The sequence below is a fragment of the Streptomyces sp. NBC_00234 genome, assembly GCF_036195325.1.
Lineage (GTDB): Bacteria > Actinomycetota > Actinomycetes > Streptomycetales > Streptomycetaceae > Streptomyces.
Genome location: NZ_CP108101.1, coordinates 2,389,880 through 2,412,830 on the forward strand (window position 1 = coordinate 2,389,880; position 22,951 = coordinate 2,412,830).

Here is a 22,951-nt window from a genome sequence, read left to right on the forward strand (position 1 = left end):
CGGCCTTCCTCGCACGCGTCAACTCGGGTCACTGCCAACGCGGTTGGTGTTCCCGCGCACACCGGGGTGCGCAAGCGCGTACTGCCCGTATGCTCACAGCCCTCGCGGCTTCACGGAAGGCACACGGAATGTCCACCGCGCGCGCACGAACGGGGCGGCGCGCCGGTGGTCGTCCACGAGCTGCCACCGATCCGGCCGCCGCTGTCCGGGGGGACGGCGGCCACCGGAGGCCCGGGGGCGGTCCGGGGCATCAGGGCCCCGGACCGCCGCGACTCCCGCACCGCTCCACACAACCGGGAATACCTCCGGCCGTACGGAGGTTCAGCTGCGACATGACCCAACTCTCCGGCGCTCCCGGTTCCGACATCCTCCGTTACACCGCCTTCTCGGCCGACCCCGAAGGCGGCAACCCCGCGGGTGTCGTCCTGGACGCCTCCGGACTGGACGACGAGGCGATGCTCGCCGTGGCCGCCGAGCTCGGGTACAGCGAGTCGGCCTTCCTCACCGGGAAGAACGGCGTGGAGCACACGATCCGCTACTTCAGCCCGAAGGCGGAAGTGCCGTTCTGCGGTCACGCCACCGTCGCCACGGCCATCGCACTCGCCGAACGCGACGGCCCCGGCGACCTGGTGTTCTCGACCCGGGCGGGTACGGTCCCGGTGACCGTGACCCGTGAGGGCGACGAGCTGCGCGCCACCCTCACCAGCGTCGAGCCGCAGGTCACGGAGATCTCCCCGGACGACCTGACGGAGGCGCTGGCGGCGCTGGACTGGCCGGCCGCCGACCTGGACCCGGCCTTCCCGCCCCGCATCTCCTACGCGGGCGCCCGTCATCTGGTGCTGGGCGCCGCGACCCGCGAGCGGCTCGCGGACCTGGCGTACGACTTCGCCCGCCTCGAAGCGCTGATGCACCGTCTCGACCTGACGACGGTCCAGCTCGCGTGGCGCGAGAGCCCGGACGTCTTCCACGTCCGCGACCCCTTCCCGGTCGGCGGGGTGGTCGAGGACCCCGCGACGGGAGCGGCAGCGGCGGCCTTCGGCGCGTACGCACGCGCCCTCTCGCTCGTCCCGGAGGCGGCGGTCCTCACCCTGCACCAGGGCCAGGACATGGGCCGCCCCGGCACGCTCACCGTGGAACTGCGCGCCGGCGACCCCCGGGTCCGGGTGAGCGGCACGGGCGCACGGATCGGCTGACCCCCGCTTCCCCCCTTCCCACCCCGGGCTCAGCCCGCGTACACACCCGCCCTCGCCGCTGCCGCGGCGGCTTCGGCCGCCCGGTCGGCGGCGTTTTCGTCGAGTGCGCCGCCGCAGACCAGCAGCCGGTAGTAGAGCGGCGCCGAAACGGCCCGGACGACCTCGCAGGCGTCCGTACCCACGGGAAGCTCGCCGCGCCCGACCGCGGCCTCGACGCACCCGGCCCACTCCTCGACGCGCACCTCGTAGAAGCGGTGGAGGGCCTCCGCCGTGCGGGGGTCGCAGGTGGCCGCCGCGATCACGGACGTGAAGAGGGCGCCCTGACGGGGGTCGGTGAGCGTCCGGACGACCAGGCGGGCGTTGGCCGCGAGGTCCTCGTCCAGTGATCCCGAGTCGGTACGCGGCACGGACTGTTCGGCCATGTCCGCCAGCAGGTCCGCGACCAGACCGGCCGGAGTGGACCAGCGCCGGTAGACGGTCGTCTTGCCAACCTCCGCGCGGCGCGCGACCTCGGCGAGATCGAGCCCGGCGAAACCGTGTTCGGCCAGCACGTCGCCCGCCGCCCGCAGGACCGCGTCCCGCACCCGCGCCGTACGCCCACCGGGCCTGGCCATGCCCGGCTCCACACCCTCAACATTCATAACGGGTCTCCAGTTCCATTAACGCCTCTACTCCTGTTACGGTGACTCCACCCTAATGGAACCACAGAACCATTAGTGGTCCCGTCCCAGGAAAGGGCACCCATGTCCGCATCCAGCACGACACCCCTCGCACCCCCCGCCCCGGACGCCGCCGACCCCCGCATGACGGGCCGGCAGAAGCTCGTCCTCGCTCTGCTCCTCGGCGCCCAGTTCATGATCGCCGTGGACTTCTCGATCCTGAACGTCGCCCTGCCGGTCGTGGGCGAAGGGCTCGGCTTCTCCCTCTCCCACCTCCAGTGGATCGCCACCTCCTTCGCGCTCGCCGCGGCCGGGTTCACCCTCCTCTTCGGCCGCGTCGCCGATCTCGTCGGCCGCAAGCGCCTGTTCATCGGCGGCATGGTCGTCCTCGGCCTCTCCTCCGCACTCGGCGGCCTCGCCACCTCGCCCGAAGTGCTCCTGACCGCCCGGGTGCTGCAGGGTCTCGCCACCGCCGCCGTCACCCCCGCCGGACTCGCGCTGCTCACCACCGCCTTCAAGGAGGGACGGCTGCGTGAACGCGCCCTCGGACTCAACGGCGCCCTGATGTCCGCCGGTTTCACCGCCGGAGCCATCCTCGGCGGACTGCTGACCGATCTGCTCTCCTGGCGCTGGGCCTTCTTCGTCAACGTGCCGGTCGCCGCGCTCGTCGTCGCCCTCGCCCCGTCCGTCATCACCGACTCACGGCCCGCCGTGCGCCCGAAGCTCGACGTGCCCGGCGCCGCGACCGTCACCGGCGGCCTGCTGCTGCTCGTCTACGGGCTGACGCAGGCGGGCGAGTCCGGCTGGACCACACCCGCCACCCTGGCCGCCCTGCTCGCGGGCGCCGCGCTCCTCGTCGCCTTCTGGTTCGTCGAGAAGCGGGCGGCGGCGCCTCTCGTCCCCGTACACATCCTGAAGCGCCGCAGCGTCATCTGGGGCAACGCCACCGGCCTGATCGCCTTCGTCACCGAGACCTCGCTGGTCTTCCTCCTCACCCTCTACCTCCAGGAGGTCCTCGGCTACTCGCCGCTCGCCACCGGGCTCGCCTTCGGCGTCCTGGGCATCGGGACCGTGATCGGCGGCACCCTCGGCGGCCGTGCCGTGGGCCGCTTCGGCAACCGGCGCACCATCGCCTTCGGCGGCGTCGTCCAGGCCGCCGCCACCCTCTCGCTGGTGGTGCTCGGCACCTCGGGCGGCTGGATCCTGCTCGTGCTGGCCGCCACCTTCATCGGCGGTGTCGGCAACATGCTGATGATCGTCGGCTTCATGGTCACCGCCACCTCGGGCCTTCCCGACGAGGAGCAGGGCCTCGCCACCGGACTGGCGACCATGACCCAGCAGGTCGGGATCACCATGGGCATCCCGGTCATGAGCGCCGTCGCCACCGCCCGCATGGGCGGCGCGACGGGACCGGACGCGGTGCTGTCCGGTGTCTCGCTCGCCGTCCTGGTGAACTCCGCCCTCGTGCTGGCCGGCGCCCTGGCCGCCTGGGTCTTCCTCGGACGGCGCGAGGAGCGGAGCCCGGCCGGGTGAGCCGGGCGCCGACGAACGGGGGCGCGCCCGCGTCGGGGAGCGGGACGCGGGACGGGTCGCGGCAGGATACGGACATGGTTCAGCCGCTGACCGTTCCGAGCATGACCGCGGGCCCCGACTTCGTCCTGCGCCCCTGGGAGCTGAGCGACCTCCCGCTGGTGCGGGAGGCCGCCGCGGACGACTACATCCCGCTGATCACGACGATCCCGTCCCCGTACTCGGACGAGGCCGCCGAAGACTTCGTCCGCCGGCAGTGGGACCGGGCGGCCACCGGTGCGGGATACCCCTTCGTCATCGCCCGCACCCGGGACCGGCGGCCGGTCGGTTCGATCGGCCTGTGGCTGCGGGACCTGGCCGAGGGCCGCGCCTCGCTCGGCTACTGGCTGACGGCCCCGGCGCGCGGGCAGGGAGTGGCCGGGGCCGCCCTGCGCACGGTCACCACCTGGGCGCTGCACGAGCTGCGCATCCCTCGGGCCCAGCTCCTCGTCGAACCGTGGAACACCGCCTCGATACGGACCGCGGAGCAGTCCGGATTCCGGCGCGAGGGGCTCCTGCGGAGCTGGCAGCACGTGGGCGGCCGGCGCCGGGACATGCTCATGTACGCCGCACTGAACGATGGACGCCCCTTGGATGACCGGGCGGCGACGGACAGGTGAACCCCGAGACGTTACGATCACGCGCACCGCAGCCCGCTGGGCCCCGTCGTCGAAGTTCCAGCCGAACCCAGGAGTGCCGACCCTTGCCCGAACCACGCATCGGCGTATCCATCGTGACCATGGGAGACCGCCCGCAGCAGGTCGAGGCGCTCCTGGCGTCCGTGGCCATGCAGGACGTCCGCCCCACCCGGCTCGTCGTCGTGGGCAACGGCTCTCCGCTGCCCGACTTCAGCCGCTTCCCCGGCCTCACCGACCTGGCGGGCGGTGTGACCACGATCGAGCTCGACGAGAACCTGGGCTGCCCCGGCGGGCGCAACGTGGCGCTGAGCCGGCTGGCCGAACTCGGGGACGTGGACGTGGTCATCGAGCTCGACGACGACGGACTCCTGGTCGACAGCGGGGTGTTCCGCAAGGTCCAGGAGCTGTACGCGGCCGACCCCCGGCTCGGCATCGTCGGATTCCGCATCGCGGACGAGCACGGCGAGACCCAGCGCCGCCACGTGCCCCGCCTGCGCGCCACCGACCCGATGCGGCGCGGCCCGGTCACCGCCTTCCTCGGCGGCGGCCACGCCCTCTCCATGAAGATGCTGGAGCAGACCGGCACCTGGCCCGCCGAGTTCTTCTTCACGCACGAGGAGACGGATCTGTCCTGGCGGGCCCTGGACGCGGGATGGAAGATCCTCTACGAACCGGACCTGCTCCTCCAGCACCCGAAGACCTCCCCGGCCCGGCACGCGGTCTACTACCGGATGACGGCCCGCAACCGTGTCTGGCTGGCCCGCCGCAATCTGCCGCTGCCGCTGGTCCCCGCCTACTTGGGGACCTGGACCCTTCTCACCGTGGCCCGGACCCGTTCCCCGAAGGGCCTGCGGGCCTGGGCGGGCGGCTTCGCCGAGGGGGTGCGGACGCCGTGCGGGCCGCGCAGCCCGATGCGCTGGCGCACGGTGTGGCGCATGACGATGCTGGGCCGCCCGCCGGTGATCTGACCGGCTGGGGGCGCTACGACGGGTGCGCGGTGGCCTCCCGGCAGTCGCCGGGCCGCTCACTCGTGCGTACGGCGGTCGCGGGGCCCAGCGGGAGCGGCAGCGTGAACGTGCGGCAGGCGAGCGATCCGCCCCCGCCGAAGCGGGCGACGACGCGGATCGCATCCGTTCCGCGCTGCACGGCCCAGTGCTTGGGGGCCGCGCCACCGATCTCGGTGTCCGTCAGGTCACCGTCCTTCGCGGCCTCTCCGAGCCCGGCGGCGGTTCTCTCGATCTGCTGCCGGACGTTGGCCCGCTCGTTCGCCCCGGTCTCCTCGCGGTGGCCGGGCAGGGCGAACTCGACGACGTAGACGACCAGGCCCGCCGCGGCGAGCAGGACGACGAGCACGAGCAGGGCGGCGCCCCCGGACAGCCAGGCTGTCCGGGGGCGCCGCTGGTTGCTGTCGGTGCCGGGGGTCATGTCAGGACCCTTGATACCCGATCTGGCCGAGCCGGGTCTGCATCACACCCGCGTAACCCGTGGTGCCGTCCGACTTGGGGTGGAACGACTCACGGCTGAGGCAGTCGCCGCCCAGCCACGACCAGGTGCAGAAGGGGCTGGCCTCGTCGTCCGGGTGGAAGTCGCCGTCGCCGTTCGGGCCGATGACCACCTTGTTGATCCACTCGGGATCGTCGCAGCCGCCGTGCCCGACGAAGGCGCTGACCGGGTTCGCGTAGTCGATCTTGACGCCGGTCGCCTTCATCTCGTTGACGAGCGTCTCCTGCTTGCCGTCGGCGTAGTTGACGAGCTCGGCGAGCGCGTCCACCTCCGTCATGTCGATGTACCAGGAGCCCGCGCACTTGACGGTCCGGCTGAGCAGTTCCGGATACCCCATCAGGACGATCTGGGCGTTGGGCGCCTTGTACTTGATGTCCATGAGGGTGGTCCGGAGGTCCGGGATCATCGTGTCGACCTTGCCCTTGTACTTGGGCAGGAAGTTGTCGTCGTTCGCGCAGTTGCCGAGGTCGGAGCACTCCATCATGGCGCCGGTGAAGCCGCCTCCGTCGTTGCCGCCGAGGGTGAGCATGACGAGCGTGGTGTCGGCGGTGAGCACTCCGGACCGCGCCTGGGCCTGCTCATGGAACTGGCCTTCCTTGTACGACTGCCAGTTGTTGCCCCAGGCGGTGTCCCAGACGTTGTGGGTCATCGCGCCGGAGCAGGCCACGAAGCCCAGTTCGGCGTCGGTGCTCCAGTTGTCGGAGAGGGAGCCCAGCGAACCGGACGTGCCCGGGAGCGTGAGCTTGCGGCCCCAGGCGTCCTTGCTGCGGCGGCAGGCGTTCCAGCGCTCGCTGCCGTGGTCGTTGTTGCTCTCCGGCAGATAGCTGCCGGCGCCCTCACCCGATGCGTACGAGTCGCCGAGGACGGCCACGATGTGCTTGGGCTTGCCCGGCAGGGGCTGGAAGGCCACCGCGTCGAAGGCCACGTCGTCTTCGCCGACACCGTCGTCGGTCTGGGTGGTGAGCCGGACCCGGGGCACACCGGTCATCTTGTAGACGCCGAGCGAGACCCAGTTGTTGGCGAACCGCTTCTGGTTGACGTAGCGCGTCTTGGTGAACGCGCCGCTGCCGGTGTCGATCTCGTACTTGGCCTGCTGGGTGTGCGCGCCGTGGTCGGGCAGATGGACGAGCACCCGCTGCCAGTCCGTGCGCGAGGCACCCAGGCTCCAGGTGCCGTCGAACTCCAGCTTGGAGTCGGACGAGGTGCGACTGTGGCCGAAGTAGAAGTGGCCGTTGAAACCGGCACCCAGCTGGTGGAGGTCCACCTTGGAGGTGTGGTTCCCGCTGCTGTCGGAGGAGAAGTTGAAGGTGAAGCTGCCGGTCGTGGCCACGCGGGCAGCACAGTCGGCGGGTCTCGCCGAGGCATGGGTGGTGTTGTCCACGACGAGCGCGTTGGAGGGCAGGGCGTTGCCCGAAGCAGTGGCGGAGCGGCTGCAGTTGGGCTTGTACGGATTGCCGTCGGCCTGCTCCGCGTACGTCGAGTCGAACCGTACGAGCTCGTTGCCGCAGCTGTAGCTGCAGTCCGACTTCCAGGTGACGTCGGAGGTCCACCAGCACTTGAAGTCCAGCGTGCCCGCGGCGTCCTTGTGGGTGCACGGACCGCTGGCGTCGTTGCCGTTACTGTTGTTGATCTTGCTGGGGTCGCACCAGTTGGCCGCGGTGCAGAAGGTGTCCTCGGGTGCCTTGACCCGGGTGCGGTTCATCGGTCCGGTGGTCGCGTCACCGTTCCACCACGCCGCCCGGAAGCCGGCGACCATCGTGCCCGGGGACTCCATGAGCTCCGGCGGGTGCCCGGCGAAGCCGAGGACCTTCTCGGTGTACGGCCAGTCCTGCGGGTGGGCGGCGTCGGCGTAGCTCCAGTCCATGAAGGACGGCCGGTCGGCCACGTAGTCCGGGTTGGCCGGGTTGTTCAGCCAGCCCACACCCCAGGGCTCGCAGCAGCCGACGTTGGGGTGGAATCCGGAGTTGTACGCCCAGATGGCGAAGTACCAGTTCTCCAGCTTGGACCAGTCGCCGTTGTTGACCTGCATTCCGGCGGCGGCGACCTCGTTCCACTTGTCGCTGAGCTTCTGCACGCCGACCGCCACGTTCACGGTGTAGTCCAGGGCGATCGCGCGCTGGGTGTCGTAGGCGTAGGCCGTCTCACCGGGCTTGGTGCGGCCGGCGAGCCGCATGCCGTCGGTGATCTGCGTGACGCCGTAACCGCAGTCCGCGTCGGCCCAGTTGATGTCCCAGTCGTCGGCCTCGTTGCTGTTGTAGATGTCACGGCCGTAGAAGTTCCCGATCAGCGGGTTGCCGGTGACTCCGGGCACCGCGACACGGGAGGTCTGCCACATGTTGGACTCCTGCGCGGTGATGCCGAGCATCACCTGCGCGGGAACGTGCCCGCCGCCGGTCAGCGTGCGCTTGGGGAAGAGCGTCTGCGGCTGGTAGGCGGGCATGCCGAGGTTCTTCCAGCCCGCGGGGCGGCTGATGTGGTTGTTCAGGGTGCCCATGATCGCCTGGTCGACCGCCCATTCCACCTGCCGGGGCTTGGGCTGCATGGCCTGGTTGTGGGGGTCGTTGCGCGGCACCGAACAGTAGCGCTCGGCCTCCACCGGGTCGGTGGGGGAACCGGACGCGGCGGCCGACAGCTTGCTGGGGGCCGGGGTGCCGATGGCGGGTGACAGGGCCCGGCCCTGCGCCTCGGACTTCGTGGTCCTGGCGCCCGGTTCGACGGTGAACGCGGCCTTCTTGCCCGTCGTGCGTACGGTGAGACCCACCGCGACCGCCCGGTTGCCCGACTGATCGGGCTCGACGGCACGGGCGTCCTTGCCGTCCGCCCAGACGGTGCCCGCGACCACGGCCGCACCACGGGTGGAGACCTTCGCGTCCTTGGGCGTGCCCGTCAGCCGCTCCACCGTCGCGGGGAGGTCGGCGGAGACGGAGTCAGCGGTGCCGGTGATGAAGCTGTGGCCCTGCGCGCCCCGCACGAGGCCGAGACGGCCCCAGGTGCCGGAGGCCAGGGTGCGCGCCTTCTTCTCACCCGCGGCGACCCGGGAGACCTTCGCCTTGCCGTCCTTGCCGCGGTCCATGTAGACGACGGCGCCGTCGGCGTCCTGGCTGAGCCGGAGCGGAATCCGGCCGGTCGGCGCCAGTGTGGACCGTGCGCCCTTGTCCGTGATCCGTACGACGCGCGCGGCGTCGGCGGCGGCGAAACCGCCCTCCTTGAGCGGGATCGCGGAGGTGACCTGTCCGGCGAGCGCGACGGGCTTGCCCAGCTTGCCGGTCGCGGTGTCCAGCCGGATCAGCCGGGTCTGCTTCTTGTCCTCGACGCCGCCCTGGGTGAGCGCGGCGCTCTCGCCGCTGCCGCAGCCGGGGTTGTAGTACGCGAGGGAGGTCTGGACCGGGAGCTTGCGCACCGCGCCGGTGCCGAGGTCGACGACGGCGGAGAAGCCGCCGCGGGTGAACAGCTCGCCCTTGTTGGTGAAGGTCCGCGGACCGTACACGACGACGGCCCGCTCACCGGAACCGGTCACGCAGGCGTTGCCGATCCACATGTCGGTGTCGAACCCGGGCTCGCTGAGCGAGGCCGCGGTGCGCCAGGCGTAGCCCGACTTGGCGTCGGCGACGAGGAGGTGGAAGCCCTCCGCGTCACTGGTCGTGGTCCACGCCCGGTCTCCCGAGGTCTTCCAGTTCTTGCCGATGACCTTGGCCCGGTCCCGCTGCGGGACCGCCGAAGGGTCGTCGGCCGGCGTGTCCGCCGGACCGGGCAGGGGCGCGGCGATCGGCTTGCGGCCGTCGGGGTCCTGGGCGGAGGCGGGCTGGGCCAGCCCGAGAAGGGATGCGCAGAGAGCTAGCGCCGTGCCAGTGACCAGGGCGGCGGGTCTGCGCCGTCCTGGTCGCTCGGTCGATGCCATGGGGAGACTCCTGTCGTGGACGGAGATGGGCCGTGCGGTGGTCCCGGCTGCGCGTGCCGCCCCGGCGCGGCATGAGGTACGCGCAGGTGTCTGCCGTGCGGAGGTACGGGAAGTGCCCGGAGTGCTGGGCGCGCCGGAAGAGCCGGAAGAACGGGAAGCGCACTACCTGATGGGGACATTTCACCCATGGCCCGGAGTCGCCCGGCACCGGGGAGTTCCGGCTCCGGGGCCCACTGGGTGGCAACACCGGCCAAGCGTGGGAGCGGTCCCTCTCGGCACGCTCTCGCACCCGTCTTCCGAGGTGCGGGGCCCGCCCGCCCCCTCCGTCACCCCGTCACCACGCCATGCTTGGATTTGTTCATAACAGGGCCACTGCGAGCACCTATTGACATGTGACTGACATTCCCGCGAGAGTCGTTGCCGCCAGTGATGCCGGTCACATGACAAGGAGCGTTGTCGCCATGTCTGAAATCCCCGCAGTCTCACGCCGCTTGGTCCTGGGAGGAACGCTGGCCACCGGGGCGCTCGCCGCCGGGATCGGCTCGGCAGGCAGCGCCTCCGCCGCACCCGCTCGGGCCACCGTCTCCTCCCTCGCGGAAGCCGCCGCGCCCCGCCGCGCGGCCGGCCAGAAGTCCATGATCAATGTGCCGTTCGAGCCCTACGCGACCGTGCGCGTCGGCGTGATCGGACTCGGCAACCGGGGCTCCGGCATGACGACGGGCTGGTCCGTCATCCCCGGCTGTACCGTCACGGCGGTGTGCGACATCCGCGCCGACCGCGTGAAGCGCACCGCCGACCAGCTGGTGGCCCAGGGCAAGCCGCGCCCGAAGGAGTTCGGCGGCTCCGCCGACTCGTACGCGGAGATGCTCAAGCGCGACGACATCGACCTCGTCTACATAGCGACGCCCTGGGAGTTCCACTACCCGCAGGGCAAGGCCGCGCTCCTGTCCGGCAAGCACGTGATCGTCGAACTCCCCATCGCCACCGAGCTGGACGAGCTGTGGGACCTCGTGGACACCTCGGAGCGCACCCGCAAGAACCTGATGCTCTCCGAGAACTGCAGCTACGGCCGCAACGAGCTGGCCATGCTGAAGATGGGCCACGAGGGCCTGTTCGGCGACATCACCAACGGCCACGGCGGCTATCTGCACGACCTGCGCGCGCTGCTCTTCTCCAACACGTACTACACGGACTCCTGGCGCAGGCTCTGGCACACCCGCTCCACCGCGTCCTTCTACGCCATGCACGGCCTGGCACCGGTCGCGGCGGCCATGGACATCAACCGTGGCGACCGGATGACCACGCTGAAGGCCACCGCCACGGCGCCGAAGGGCCTCGCCGACTACCGGGAGCGCTTCGTCCCCAAGTCGCACCCGTCCTGGAACGAGACGTACGTCAACGGCGACCTCGTCACCTGTGCGATCGAGACGGCGAACGGCAGGACGATCCGCGCCGAGCACGACGTCAGCTCGCCCCGTCCGTACAGCCGGATCAACTCCATCGCCGGCACCCGGGGCATCTTCGAGGACTACGCGGGCACCTCGTCGACGGGCGGACGCATCTACGTGGAGCCGGACCACGGCGGGCACGCCTGGCGCGACTTCGACACGTACCTCAAGGAGTTCGACCACTGGCTGTGGAAGAAGATCGGTGACGACGCCGCGAACAACGGCGGTCACGGCGGCATGGACTACGTCCTGCAGTGGCGCACCATCCAGCTGATGCGGGCCGGGCTGGTCCCCGACATCGACGTGTACGACTCGGCCGCCTGGTGCGCACCCGTCCCGCTGAGCGTCATGTCCCTCGCGGCCAACGGCCGCCCGGTCGCCATCCCCGACTTCACCCGGGGCTCCTGGGTCAACCTGCGCACCGGCCTGGACTCGCGCGACACCGACATGCCTCCCGTCGCCTAGCCCCTTTCAGAGCCCTCGCCGAAGGAGAACACCTTGAGATCCACCCGACTGATGAACCCGCTCAGAACCCTGGCGGTGGCCGCGGCCCTGCTGGTCCCCGCCCAGGCCGCCACGGCCGCACCCGCCGCACCCGCCGCGGCCGAGGCCCGCACCGAGGTGACCATCTCCCCCGTCGACCTCGACGGTCCGGTCATCGCGACGGTGGACGTCACCGTGAAGAACACGGGCCCGCAGCGCATGCGTTCACTGAAGGTCGCGTTCGCCGGGCCCGTGGGATGGGCGGTCCAGCCGTCGGTGCGCAGCGTGGACGGTTCCCTGTCCACGGGCGCCTCGGCCACGGCGACCTTCCGGATCCAGGTCCCGGAGAAGCGGGCGGGATTCGTGATCCGCACCTTCACGGCGACCGCGACCTACACGGGCGGGGACGGCCTGGGCACGGCCACCGGCACCCGGTCGGAGCGCAGCGGATCGCCGCAGGCGAACCTGGCGGCGGCCTACAACAACGTGGCGATCACCGACGAGTCGGCGACGACGGCGGGGAACTACGACGGTGAGGGCAACAGCTTCTCGGCGCAGAAGCTCGCCGCAGTCGGCCTGACACCCGGGGCGACCGTCGAGGCCCTGGGTGCCGAACTGACCTGGCCGGACGTCCCGGCCGGCACGAAGGACAACGTCGGCAGCGCCGGACAGGCCATCACGCTGAGCGGCAAGGGCAGCAAGCTGGTGTTCCTCGGCTCGGGCGTCACGAGCGCCGCCACGGGCAGCACCACCGTCTACTACACCGACGGCACCTCCACCACGGGAACCTTCGGCTTCCCCAACTGGTCCTTCGACCCGGTCACCGCGCACGGCGCCACCCTGGTCAAGTCGACCGACGGCCGCAACCGCCCGGACGGCTACGGCAACGCCACGGTGAAGTACAGCGTCTTCGCCAACTCGGTCCCGCTGGACCCGTCCAGGACGGTGGAGTTCGTGGTTCTGCCCGCGAACGCCAACGTCCACGTCTTCGACATGGCGATCGCCCCCTGATCGTCCCGGAGCGGGCATGCGCGAAAGGGGGGCGGCGCGGATGCGCCGCCCCCCTTTTTTTCCGCCACTCGTGGCGGGTGTTACTCGAGCACCGCGGGATACGAGTCCGGGGCCGCTACTCGTATCGCTCAGTCCAGACCGTAGGCGCGGACCATCGTCTGGGTGACGGTGGCGCCGTCAGCGGTCGTGAGCTCCACCTTCAGATGGACATAGCCGCTGCTGCTTGCCGGCACCCCGGGCACGGTGGCGATCTTCTGCGTGCCGGTACCGGTGACCGGCAGCTCGGTCCAGTCGCCGGCGGGGATTCCCGCGACCGAGCTCTGTGATCCGGCTGCGAACATGACCTTCGTCCGGGTGATCGGGACGGGCTTTCCGCCGGATGCGTCGGTGACGGCCGAGAGCCGCATCGGTACGGCGGTGCCGCCGGGGACGGTGTTGGTCAGCTTGAGCGGCAGATCGACAACGGGCACCGGGGCGTCCTGCGCCCCCTGGCGCTCAGCGCTGGTGCGGAACGTCCATGCCGTCTCCTGGGCGATCCCGATCGACCAACGGATGGCGCCCTGGCCGACCGGCCGCTGCCAGGTCGCCCGGGCCGTGATCGTGGCCTCGTCATCGGGCAGGGAGATCGCCCCGTTCTCGTACGTGGCCGGCTGCCCGTCGACGTCGACGTTCAGGAGGCGGCTGTCCGGGGAGGCGCCGAGGGCGTCATGCCCGCCGGCGTCGGCGAACCACGGGACGCTCACCAGCAGTCGGTTGGTGTCGCGTCGGAACAGTGAGGTACCGGCAGTCGACAGAGACATCCCACTGGGCACCTTGTACCAGCTCGTCGTCTCCTTGCCGGCGGTCCGGGTCCGCGGGCCGTCGAAAGCCCCACCGGCGTTGAAGGCTCCGGGCGCCACGATGCTGGTCCAGGCGACGTCGGGATCCGCGGTGAAGAAGTCGGTTCGCTCGGTGGGTGCGAGGACCCCGACGGTGCTGCCGGCTGCGTACAGCGAGCTCGACATTCCGGGGATTCTGAACCGCATGTCGGTCCAGAGGGTGCGACTGTCGCCCTGGCTGTAGTAGCCGGCCCGCTGGGCGGACAGGTCACTGTCGTTCACCTGCTTGACTCCCGCAGCCACCGTGCCGCTCGTGAGCCACGCGAGGTTGTAGACGTACGGGCTCGTCTCCGGCTGCTCTCCGGACCAGCGCAGTACCTCCGGGCCGGCGGCCACCGCGGCTGCCAACCGTGCGCCCTCGTCGGAGCGGACGCTGATGACGGGGATCGGTGCCCCAGTGCCTCCCGTCGGAGTCACCTTGCCGACGATGCCCGGGTAGTGGACGATCACCGCGACCGCGCCCACCTTGGCGGCGTCCTGGGCAATCCTGTTGACCGGCCAGGACCCCTTGGCCGCGACGAGTGCGACCTTCCCGGTCAGGTCCTGGTCGAGGACCGTGGCCCAGTCGACCTCGACGAGTGGCGCCTCGCCCTGACCGTGCAGCGGCGGAGTCTGCGCCACCGACCAGTAGTCGAACGGTCCGGCCTGGGTGGAGATCGTCGCCCGGGGTGCGTACGCGCGGGTCGTCAGACCGGACGTGAACCGGTCGTCACGCGGCCCCTCCGAGTCGGTGTAGACGGCGTCGACGTACGACGGAGCGGTGGCGAAGCTCGACTGCATGATGCCGTTGCCGGTCAGGTCGTAGGCGTAGCCGACTGTGTACCCGAACGACTGGCTGGGCCGGTCCGTCCGCCAGCTCGGCCGGCGCGCGTCGCGCGCGTCGAGGGTGATCGTCGTGTCGCCGTCGATCTTGAGGTTGTGCCGGGCGAGGAACGCCAGCGACGTCACACCGCTGGCATTGGTGGGCTCGTCACGTGTCATGACATCCGATGCGATCGTGTAGGTGCCGAGCGGCAACCGCGTGGTCACGGTGCCCTCGGCGCCGAACCCGAGGTGCCTCGCCTGGCCGCGGACCGGGTCGATGAGGTCCCACGTGGACGGTGAGGCCGCTGGGTTGCCGAACCTGTCGATGCCGACGACGGTCACGTCCGCGGACGGCTCCTCGAGGTGAAGGGAGAACGGCACCTCGACCTGGACGCCCTCTGCGGTGCCGACCAATCGGCCGGTGACCGTGCCGTAGGCGACATCCTTGACCGGCAGCCGGGGGTCGATCCGCAGCTTGACGGCAGCGTCCTGGCCGCCGCCCACCATCAACTGGCTCTCGACCGGCAGGACCATCGCGTCGGGCACGGGGGTCGCGCCGTCCCCACCGACGAGCTCCTCGACCCGAAGCTTCAGCTTGACGGACTTGCTGCCGAGGTTGGTGAAGGTGGCCGATGCCTCCGTGACGGGGAGCGACTTCTGCGGGTAGGAGAACTCGCCAAGCTGCAGGTTGGGCTGCGCGACCACCTGCTGGGTGACGGCGCGACCCACGTCCATCGGGCCGGCTCCCTGCTCCAGCACGTCCGCGCCGGTGTCGTCGGCCGAAGAGGTGAGTACCTCCTTGACCTCCACCGGGGTGAGGTCGGGCCGGGCGTCGAGCACGAGCGCCGCGCCCCCCGCGACGTGCGGGGTCGCCATCGAGGTGCCCGAGTAGGAGACGTATGCCAGGTCGCCCCGGCCGCCGGAGTGGGCGGCGACCACGTCGACGCCCTGCGACGCGATGTCCGGCTTGGCGGCGGTGCCGCCGAAAACCGGGCCGCGCGAGGTGAAGGACGCCGTGTCGTTGTGCCGGTCCACGGCGCCGACGGCGAGCGCGGCGGGTGCACACCCCGGCGTCGACACCGAGCCGGGCAGGCCGGAGTTGCCGGCCGCGATCACGAAGAGTGCCTGGTCGCTGAGCGCTTGGACGGCATCGACGCTGGGGCCCTCGCACGCGGCGCCGACGGCGCCGAGTGACATCGACACCACCTTCGCGCCGTTGTCGACGGCCCACTGCATCCCCTGGATGATCCCGGAGGTGTACCCCGCGCCGGCGTTGTCGAGCACCTTGCCGACGAGCAGGTCGGCGCCTGGCGCCACCCCTGCGTACGTGCCCTGCGATGCGGCACCCGTCCCGGCGAGTGTCGAGGCCGTGTGAGTCCCGTGGCCGTGGCGGTCCATGACGCCCTGCCCGGCGATGAAGCTGCGCTCGGCGACCACGCGGCCGGCGAAGTCCGGGTGACCGGTGTCGTAGCCCGTGTCGAGGACAGCAACTCTCACGCCGGAGCCGTCGTAGCCGAGCTGGTGGGCGACGTCGGCGCCGGTGAGCGGCACCGTCGGGCTGAGAGTGTCGCCGCCCTTGTCGGAGGAGTGCACGACGTCGTCCAGCCAGATCCGGGCAGCCGGGAGGCGCTGGATCGACGGCGTCGAGGTGGTGCCGTTCGGCGCGGCCAGCGGCGTGCCCGCCGGGGCTATGGAGCGCCAGACACCGGCGGCCTGGCCCTTGCGGACCCGAACGGCCGCGCCCTGGATGACGGAAAGCTGCGAGGTGACATCGGCTCCGGCCGGTGCGTCCTTCGCAAGCTCCTCAGCCTTTTGCGAGGTCGGGTAGGTGACGATCACGGGCAGGGTTTCGCTGCTGTCGTCGTCGTACCCCTCGGCGAGCAGCTTGGTGATGTTGAACAGGTCGCGGTCCACCGTGCCGGCGTCGATCTGGGCCTCGATCCCGGCCGGGAAGACGTAGGTGCCTCCGGCGTCGGTGAACGTCGTGAACAGGGCGTCCTGTCCTGAGGCGTCCCGCAGGCGTGCGTCGGCCAGGCGGCCGTTGGCAGTGACGTGCGCCGTGACCGCGTCGCCGGTGACGAGCGTGATGGTCCGCGCCTGGCCTTCGGGTGCCGAGGCGACGGCGGGGGGTGGGTCGTCGGCTCTGGCGGCCTCGGTCCCGAGCGTCGGCAGGCCGGCGAACAAGACCAGAGCGGCAAGGGCGCTGACCGGGCGGAGGCCGCCGCGGTGATCGGACATGCGTAACTCCTGGGTGAACAGTGAGGGAGGGTCCTGCCGTACTCTCGCCCAACTGACGTCGCCTGCGATCGACTCATGTGTGGCGAGATTCCGACATGGCGGAAACCCCACACCCGGCGCACGCCGGGATGAGCTGCACCGGATTCCGTAGCGGCCCTGAAGCCGGGCACGATTGCCTCGGCAGAGGAGAAGCGCAGGTCTGATGCCTGCGCCCCGGAAATATCCCGACGAGCTTCGTGAGCGAGCCTCCGCAGCCGGCTCGACTGCTCACCACCGTGTGGCGGGATGTGGGGGTGCGGGGCTTCGACGCGGCGGGCCTGCCACGGCCTGGGTTCCGGGCACGGTGGGCGGCGCGCAACGCGACGTTCTGCGACCTGATGGTCCGCACCGGGCTCAGGCTGGCCGAGGAATGCGCGCTGACGGTGTTCGAGTTGCCGTGGTGGACACCGGAGTCGGGCGCCTATGTGAGGTTCTGGCTTCCGCAGGCGGTGGCGAAAGGCAGCTCGTCGCGCTGGACCTACGTGCCGGCCGCGGTGCTGCGAGATGTGGATGACTACCGGCGGTGGGACCGGGCGGAGGTCGTCGCCCAGGCGCAGGCGGCGGGCCGGTACGCGCGGTGGCGCAGGCCCTGGGTCGCCCTGATGACCCACATCGGCCGCTCGAACCTCGTCGAACGCACCCCCGCCGACATCGAGGCCGACGCCCGTGCCGCCGCGCCGCCGGGAACCGTCGCCGGACCGGACATCACCGCCGATGCCACTGGCCTGACGCTGTTCGCGACGGTGCGGCGCGCTGACGAGCCGGGGTGATCCCCGCAGTCGGCTTCGTGTTCGTCGCCGACGCAGCCTCGATCGTCAGTCGATGCCTTCGATGATGCGGAAGTCGCGCTCGACGCCGTCAGCAAGTGCGGCCAGCGCCTCCTGGTAGGCCGCACTCGCATGTGCGGCGACCGCCTGTTCGAAGCTGTCGAACTCGATCAGGACGGTGCGCTCGGTGATTCCGGCGTCGTGTGCGACGACCCGGCTGCCGCGGGCGAGCAGCCGCCCGCCCGCGGCCTCGACGGCTGGACCAGCCAGCTTGTTATAGGCAGCCAGCTTCTCGGGGTCCGCAATGGTGCGGTAGGCGCTGACCCAATAGCCCTTGACCACGGCACCTCCTGTGTTCGGAATTGATGCTCAGAAGCATGCTCAGATCCATGGCCGGCGCGCTGTGGGTCAGCGAGCCGACGGAGACGGCGTCGAGGTCGGACGGCTTCGATCCTCAGCTTCCGGTTCGACTCGACCGGCCCCGGCCCGGCACACCGACTGGGGCTGTGATCGGATTGGTCTCGGGTGAGCGTCGGCGGGCGAGGGCGAGGGCGGCCATCGTCGTGATCGCCATCGCGGCGACGCCGACCAGCGCCGCGGTCGTGTAGGCGTCGTCGTTCGGGAAGAGGCGGCCCGTGGCGGTGCCCGCGGCCAGGATCAGACCGCCGATGGCGCTGCCCAGGGAGTACCCGACGCTGCGGACGACGTAGTTGAAGCTCATGGCGCTCGACGTCTCGCTCTTGGGGGTGACGGCCAGGATGACGCCGGGCATGGCGGCCGAGAAGCTGCCGACGCCGAAGCCCAGCACGCCCATGGCCGCGAGCAGTTCGGCCAGGTTGGACCGGGCGGTGGCGAACAGGACGAACCCGCCGCCGACGATGGCGGCACTGCCGGCCAGGACCAGGGGGCCGGGGATCCGCATCCGGACCCGCGGCGTGAGCTTGCCGGCGACGAACCCCAGCACGGAGAACGGGATGAGGACCAGCCCCGCCACGAAGGTGGTCAGTCCGAAGCCGTAGCCGGCGCTGTGCGGCGTCTGCGCGTAGCGGGTGATGAGCGTGAGCAGGAGGTACATGCCGCTCCCGCCGACGAACATGGCGATGTTCGCCCCGGCGACCGCCGGGTGCCGTACCGCCCGGACGTCGACCAGGGGCGTCTTGGTTCGCAGTTCGGAAACGGTCCAGACGCAGAGCAGGAGTACGGCAACGACGGCAAGGGTCACCGCCACGGCGAGGTGTCGGCTCCACAGGCTCCTCTCGCCGGCCAGGAACAGGACGAGGAGCAGTCCACCCGCCAGGACGAGCGCACCGGCCACGTTCACGTGAGCGGAGCGGCCTTCGGGAGCTGCGGGCATGGAGCGCCACGCGGTCACGAAGGCGATGGCGGTGACGAGCAGGCCGAAGCCGTAGGCGGCCCGCAGTCCGCCGAACTCGGCGAGCAGCGCGGCCAGCGGGTAGCCGACGCCGGCTCCGATGATGGAGACCACTGAGATCAGGGCGATCGTGGCCGCGCTGCGCTCCTCGGGAAGATGGTCGCGGGCCACGCCCATCATCAGCGCCGTGAGACCGAGTCCGACGCCTTGGGCCGCTCTGCCCACGAGCAGCCAGGCGAACGGCAGCGGCAGCACGGTGAGCGCGCTGCCGACGACGACGATCGCCAGCGTGGCGAGAATCGTGGCCCGCCGGTGCGGACCGGCTCCGAGCCGGCCGAGGACGGGTGTGGCGACGGCGCCGCTGAGCAGGGCGATGGTCAGCGTCCACTGCGCGCTGTCGAGGGAGACGTGGAACGTGGTCGCCACGCTGGTGATGAGCGGCGTCCCGAGGCTGGCGACCGCCGCCACGACCAGGGCGATGAACATCAGGGCGGGGACCAGCAGACGTGCCTCGGAACGTATCAGGTCACTGCTCATGGGCTGGTCATGCGCCTGGGCCGCGGTCACCGGTCCGACTCCTCTCGGGCGTGGCTTTCGAGCTCCGCCAGATGCAGCAGCGCCGGAAGGGCTGCTGCCAATGCCTCGACCTCGTCACCGGTGAGTTCGTCGATCAACCGCGCGTACGCGTCGACACCCGCCTGGCGTCGCGTCCGGACGTACGACGCGCCGGCCTCGGTCAGGCACACCAGCGTGACCCGCTTGTCGGACGGATCACCCTTCCGCTCGACCAGCCCGGATTCCTCCATCACCCGGACCAGGACGGTCATCGCGGGCTGGGTGACGCCCTCGGCCACCGCCAGATCGGTGATCCGGCGCGGGCCGGTCTTGTCCAGGGTGGCCAAGGTGGCGGCGGACGTCAGGCTCATGTCGCGGGGAAGGCGTCTCACGGCCCTGGTGGCCAGACCGTAGAGGGCTGACCCGATGGCATCGGAAGCGCCGTGCGCGGCGTCTCGTCGACTCATGCCTGAAGCATAGCAGTTTTATATGAATCCTTTATGCATCTCCGGATCAGGGTTCGGCAGGCCGGGTCGGTCGTCATCGGGCACAGCGTCCACGGCGGCGTCAGACCGTAGTCGGCGAAGGGCTCTTCCAGCACGGTGCGGTGATACTCGTACGGCTCGTTGAGCAGTTCTCGACCATCGATCTGCAGGACGTCGAAGGCGATGAAGTGCGCGGGCATGACGGAGGCGAGCTGGGCGACGGTGCGCTCTCCGGAGGCTGCACGGCGTTGGACTGCCTCGAAGGAGAACCGGTCTCCCGACCACACCACGAGTTCTGCCGTTGGATCAGGGCGCCGCGTCGGGACTGCAGGAGCGTGGGTCCGCCTGCTCGGGCGGAGGTGAACAGCAAGGCGCGGTAGCCGTCGAATTCCGCATGCCGCCGAAGCGGCAGCTGTCACCGCAGCGAAGACGGCAGAGTGGATGTAGCGCATCCTGGCCGGCGCTGGAGGGCAAGTACGAGAGACACTTGGCCAACCGGAGGACCAAACAGGTGCCCTCGGGCATGATGTGCGTCATGTCTGTTGGGGGACGGAACAGTTCGGTCGCACGCCTATGGATGAAAACAGGACCTGACCTGCGGAAACGTACAGCGGCAGACGAGTCGGGCTGTACGCCGGGTTCTGTCGCCCGGTCGCCTCGCGGCGGCCGGGGAGACGGCCATCCATCTAGGACCGGCATTGCTACCGGTCTCGTGCGGTCTACCCGTGAACTCGGGCGGGCAGCCCTCGAACGTTCACGCAGGGCCGTCTTACGACGACCCCTCTTGACCTTGCTCCGGGTGGGGTTTACCTAGCCGCCTGAGTCACCTCAGGCGCTGGTGGTCTCTTACACCACCGTTTCACCCTTACCCGGGACCGAGGTCCCGGGCGGTCTGTTTTCTGTGGCACTGTCCCGCGAGTCACCTCGGGTGGCCGTTAGCCACCACCCTGCCCTGTGGAGCCCGGACGTTCCTCGGGAGGATCCGAAGATCCCCACGCGGCCGTCCGCCCGGCTCGTCTGCCGTGCCGCCCATGCTACCCGCCGGACCCGGGGCCACCGGACGGGGCGTTCAGACGAACGCCCCGGACTCCAGGTCGAAGGAGAAGGGAGCCGGAAGGGCGAGCGTCTTGCCGAACGGAACGGTGCAGTGCTGGCGGTAGTCGTCCCCCTCGGGGTCGCTGAACAGGGTCAGCGAGGACTCCTCGCGGTCGACGAGGAGGTAGAGGGGAATCGGCCCGCGCGCATAACAGTGACGCTTGTCCGTGCGGTCGGCCCGGGGCTTGGACGAGGTGACCTCGACGACGAGCGCCACCCCCTCGCACGGCATCCAGGGCTCCGCTCCCCGGTACAGCCGCAGGTCGGCGGGGGCGAAGGTGCCGTCGGGGATGACGTGATTCCTCGGACAGCCTCCGCCGCTCCTGAGCTTCAGTCCCTTGTTCCCCGAAAAATCCATGTCGGTACGGCCCAGCCTGATGATCTGCTTCAGAATCAGACTGATGTAGTCCTCGTGGTCCCCGTCCGGCGGCGGCGTCACGACAATCTCCCCCTCGATCAGCTCGGCCCGGAAGCCCTCCGGCGTATCCAGCGCCAGGAAGCCCTCCAGCAGGACGTCCGCCTGCGTGAGCGGCTCGTGCGGCATGGCACTCATGTCACGCCCCTTCCTCGGTCGCTCGCCAGATTGGGACATCGGTGGAGCCGCCGTCCGTGAGATGGGAGTTCTTCCCCCGATCGTGGCACAGGACCGCACGGACGCGCCGGAAGACGGCACGGTGCCGGTTAGACGACCCTCGGGCCACGGTCGCCGCCCTCACGCGGGCGCGAACAGCACCTTCGCCGAACCCGGTTCCGCCTGCATGAGCCGCACCCGCAGCCACTCCCCCAGCGGGAGCCCGGCGGCGGTCCCCTCGATCCGGGCGACGATCGCCGGGTCCTCGATATGGACGGTGCCGACGACCGGTTCGCGGTCCTTGACGTCGACCACGTACCCGTCGAAGACCTGCCCCACCCGGTCCTTGAGCAGCGCGGCCTCCACCAGGTCCACCGATTCGCGCTCCACGGTGTTGGCGCGGCGGGTGCCCTCGGCCATCTCCTTGGGCAGTGCGGGGAGCGCCTCCAGCACCCACTGCGGCGCCTCCCGGCCCGCGACCGCGGCGACGCAGAGCTCGGCCGCGTACCGGTCGACGAGCCGGCGCAGCGGGGCGGTGCAGTGCGTGTAGAGGTCGGCGACCGCGGCGTGCACAGCGGGGGTGGGCAGTTCGCCGTGCTCGAAGACCGTGTACCCGGCTCCGCGCAGCAGGGTGGTGCACTCCTGGAGGAACGCGGCGTGGCTGCTCCTCTTCGGGTCGAGCGAGCGGACGAGGCGCGCGTACGGGACGTGGTGCGGCCAGTCGATGTGGAGCGCCTGGGCCGACCGCCTCAGCAGGGCGACGGCTCCGTCCGGCGCGACGGGGAGGGTACGGAGGATGCCGGTGCCCGTCTCCGCCATCAGCCGGGCGGCGGCCATGCCGGTGAGCAGGGAGATCTGGGCGTTCCAGCCGTCGGCCGGCAGCGGGGCGCGGTATTCGAGGCCGTACGCGGAGTCCCGCTCGACGATCTCCTGTTCGGGCACGTTGAGCGAGATGCCGCCGCGGGCGAGCTCCTGCCCCTCGCGGAGCCGCCCGATGTCCCTGAGCAGGGCCAGGGGCTCCTCGGCCGTGCCCGCGTAGATCCGCTGCTGGACCTCTTCGTAGGTCAGCTTGGCCCGGCTGCGTACGAGGGCCCGGCGTACGTCCGTGCCGACCGCGCGGCCCTCCTGGTCGAGGTCGATCTGCCAGAGGACGGCCGGTCTGGTCTCTCCGGGGAGCAGGCTGGCCGCGCCCTCCGAGAGGAGCGTCGGGTGCAGCGGCACCTTGCCGTCGGGGAGGTACAGCGTCGTCACCCGGCGGTGGGCCTCGGCGTCCAGTGCTCCGCCGGGCCGGACGAAGGCGGCGACGTCGGCGATCGCGTACCGCACCCGGTAGCCGCGCGGGAGCCGTTCCAGGTGCATCGCCTGGTCCAGGTCGGTGGAGGTGGGCGGGTCGATGGTGAAGAACGGCAGCTCCGTCATGTCCTGGTGGCCGGAGAGGTCCGGGGAGCTCGCGGCCTCTTCCGCCTCCGCCATCACGTCGGGCGGGAACGCGTCGGGCAGCTCCAGTTCGGCACGCAGGCCGCGCAGGGCAGCCCGTAGCGGGGTGTCCGCTGGACCGGTCACGTGAACATGGCGGCGGGGCATGTCCCGAGCGTAGGGCGGGGGCGGGTAACCGGCATCCCGGTCGTCCGGCTCGGGCCTTTGTCCTCAAGCGCCGGACGGGCTGGGTGGTGGTGCCCCGGTCCCGGGTTGCCCGTTCGGGGTTGGTCCGGGGCCCCTCCGGAGTGTCTCCTCGGGCAACGAAC

General features: G+C 70.8%; 17 protein-coding genes and 1 other RNA gene. 7 read left to right on the forward strand and 11 right to left on the reverse strand.

Going from position 1 to position 22,951, the window contains the following annotated elements:
• Positions 1-332: 332 nt before the first annotated feature.
• Positions 333-1,193 carry a PhzF family phenazine biosynthesis protein gene (locus OG230_RS10380; RefSeq protein ID WP_328909876.1) on the forward strand — a complete coding sequence of 287 codons (861 nt, stop codon included), beginning with the start codon at positions 333-335 and terminating at the stop codon, positions 1,191-1,193.
• 29 nt (positions 1,194-1,222) lie between these two features.
• On the opposite strand, the gene OG230_RS10385 is transcribed toward OG230_RS10380, so the two are convergent.
• A complete protein-coding gene (locus tag OG230_RS10385; RefSeq protein ID WP_328909877.1) occupies positions 1,223-1,834 on the reverse strand; it encodes a TetR/AcrR family transcriptional regulator in 612 nt (203 codons plus the stop codon).
• 102 nt (positions 1,835-1,936) lie between these two features.
• On the opposite strand from OG230_RS10385, the gene OG230_RS10390 reads away from it, so the two are divergent.
• The 3 genes from OG230_RS10390 (at position 1,937) to OG230_RS10400 (ending at position 5,027) form a co-directional block, all read left to right on the forward strand.
• Positions 1,937-3,385, forward strand: coding sequence for an MFS transporter (locus OG230_RS10390; protein ID WP_328909878.1), 1,449 nt, complete (start codon positions 1,937-1,939; stop codon positions 3,383-3,385).
• A gap of 74 nt (positions 3,386-3,459) precedes the next feature.
• Entirely contained in the window at positions 3,460-4,041 is a 582-nt protein-coding gene (locus tag OG230_RS10395) for a GNAT family N-acetyltransferase (RefSeq protein WP_328909879.1), read from the forward strand.
• An 83-nt stretch (positions 4,042-4,124) separates the two neighbouring features.
• The gene (locus OG230_RS10400) at positions 4,125-5,027 is read left to right on the forward strand and encodes a glycosyltransferase family 2 protein (RefSeq protein WP_328909880.1); all 903 of its coding nucleotides are present in this window, start codon (positions 4,125-4,127) and stop codon (positions 5,025-5,027) included.
• A gap of 13 nt (positions 5,028-5,040) precedes the next feature.
• Here the strand turns inward: OG230_RS10400 and OG230_RS10405 are convergent, their stop codons facing one another.
• Together OG230_RS10405 and OG230_RS10410 are read right to left on the reverse strand one after the other, a co-directional pair.
• Entirely contained in the window at positions 5,041-5,484 is a 444-nt protein-coding gene (locus OG230_RS10405) for a hypothetical protein (RefSeq protein WP_328909881.1), read from the reverse strand.
• Position 5,485: 1 nt separating this feature from the next.
• A complete protein-coding gene (locus OG230_RS10410; RefSeq protein WP_328909882.1) occupies positions 5,486-9,460 on the reverse strand; it encodes a golvesin C-terminal-like domain-containing protein in 3,975 nt (1,324 codons plus the stop codon).
• Positions 9,461-9,921: 461 nt separating this feature from the next.
• On the opposite strand from OG230_RS10410, the gene OG230_RS10415 reads away from it, so the two are divergent.
• Together OG230_RS10415 and OG230_RS10420 are read left to right on the forward strand one after the other, a co-directional pair.
• Positions 9,922-11,373 carry a Gfo/Idh/MocA family protein gene (locus OG230_RS10415; RefSeq protein WP_328909883.1) on the forward strand — a complete coding sequence of 484 codons (1,452 nt, stop codon included), beginning with the start codon at positions 9,922-9,924 and terminating at the stop codon, positions 11,371-11,373.
• A gap of 51 nt (positions 11,374-11,424) precedes the next feature.
• The gene (locus OG230_RS10420) at positions 11,425-12,402 is read left to right on the forward strand and encodes an NEW3 domain-containing protein (protein ID WP_443051582.1); all 978 of its coding nucleotides are present in this window, start codon (positions 11,425-11,427) and stop codon (positions 12,400-12,402) included.
• A 128-nt stretch (positions 12,403-12,530) separates the two neighbouring features.
• Here the strand turns inward: OG230_RS10420 and OG230_RS10425 are convergent, their stop codons facing one another.
• Positions 12,531-16,322: a S8 family serine peptidase gene (locus OG230_RS10425; protein ID WP_328909885.1), complete on the reverse strand. Its 3,792-nt coding sequence runs from the start codon at positions 16,320-16,322 to the stop codon at positions 12,531-12,533.
• Between the two features lie 236 nt (positions 16,323-16,558).
• Between OG230_RS10425 and OG230_RS10430 the strand changes: the two genes are divergently transcribed.
• Complete coding sequence (locus tag OG230_RS10430) at positions 16,559-17,131, forward strand: hypothetical protein (RefSeq protein ID WP_328909886.1); 573 nt, start codon at positions 16,559-16,561, stop codon at positions 17,129-17,131.
• A gap of 45 nt (positions 17,132-17,176) precedes the next feature.
• On the opposite strand, the gene OG230_RS10435 is transcribed toward OG230_RS10430, so the two are convergent.
• From OG230_RS10435 to OG230_RS10465, 7 genes are all read right to left on the reverse strand, one after another.
• Positions 17,177-17,470 (reverse strand): DUF1330 domain-containing protein, encoded by a 294-nt coding sequence (locus OG230_RS10435; protein ID WP_328909887.1) that lies wholly within the window; start codon positions 17,468-17,470, stop codon positions 17,177-17,179.
• Positions 17,471-17,582: 112 nt separating this feature from the next.
• Entirely contained in the window at positions 17,583-19,037 is a 1,455-nt protein-coding gene (locus tag OG230_RS10440; protein WP_328911361.1) for an MFS transporter, read from the reverse strand.
• A gap of 26 nt (positions 19,038-19,063) precedes the next feature.
• Positions 19,064-19,522, reverse strand: a complete 459-nt coding sequence (locus OG230_RS10445; RefSeq protein WP_229876805.1) for a MarR family winged helix-turn-helix transcriptional regulator — start codon at positions 19,520-19,522, stop codon at positions 19,064-19,066.
• On the reverse strand, positions 19,519-19,992 hold the full coding sequence (locus OG230_RS10450) for an ATP-dependent DNA ligase (RefSeq protein ID WP_328909888.1): 474 nt from the start codon (positions 19,990-19,992) through the stop codon (positions 19,519-19,521). Before OG230_RS10450 ends, OG230_RS10445 begins: the two co-directional genes overlap by 4 nt.
• Positions 19,993-20,154: 162 nt before the next feature.
• An RNA gene (rnpB, locus tag OG230_RS10455) (RNase P RNA component class A) lies at positions 20,155-20,556 on the reverse strand.
• A 53-nt stretch (positions 20,557-20,609) separates the two neighbouring features.
• Positions 20,610-21,179 carry a Uma2 family endonuclease gene (locus OG230_RS10460; RefSeq protein ID WP_328911362.1) on the reverse strand — a complete coding sequence of 190 codons (570 nt, stop codon included), beginning with the start codon at positions 21,177-21,179 and terminating at the stop codon, positions 20,610-20,612.
• Positions 21,180-21,347: 168 nt separating this feature from the next.
• On the reverse strand, positions 21,348-22,790 hold the full coding sequence (locus OG230_RS10465) for an RNB domain-containing ribonuclease (RefSeq protein ID WP_328909889.1): 1,443 nt from the start codon (positions 22,788-22,790) through the stop codon (positions 21,348-21,350).
• Positions 22,791-22,951 lie beyond the last annotated feature (161 nt).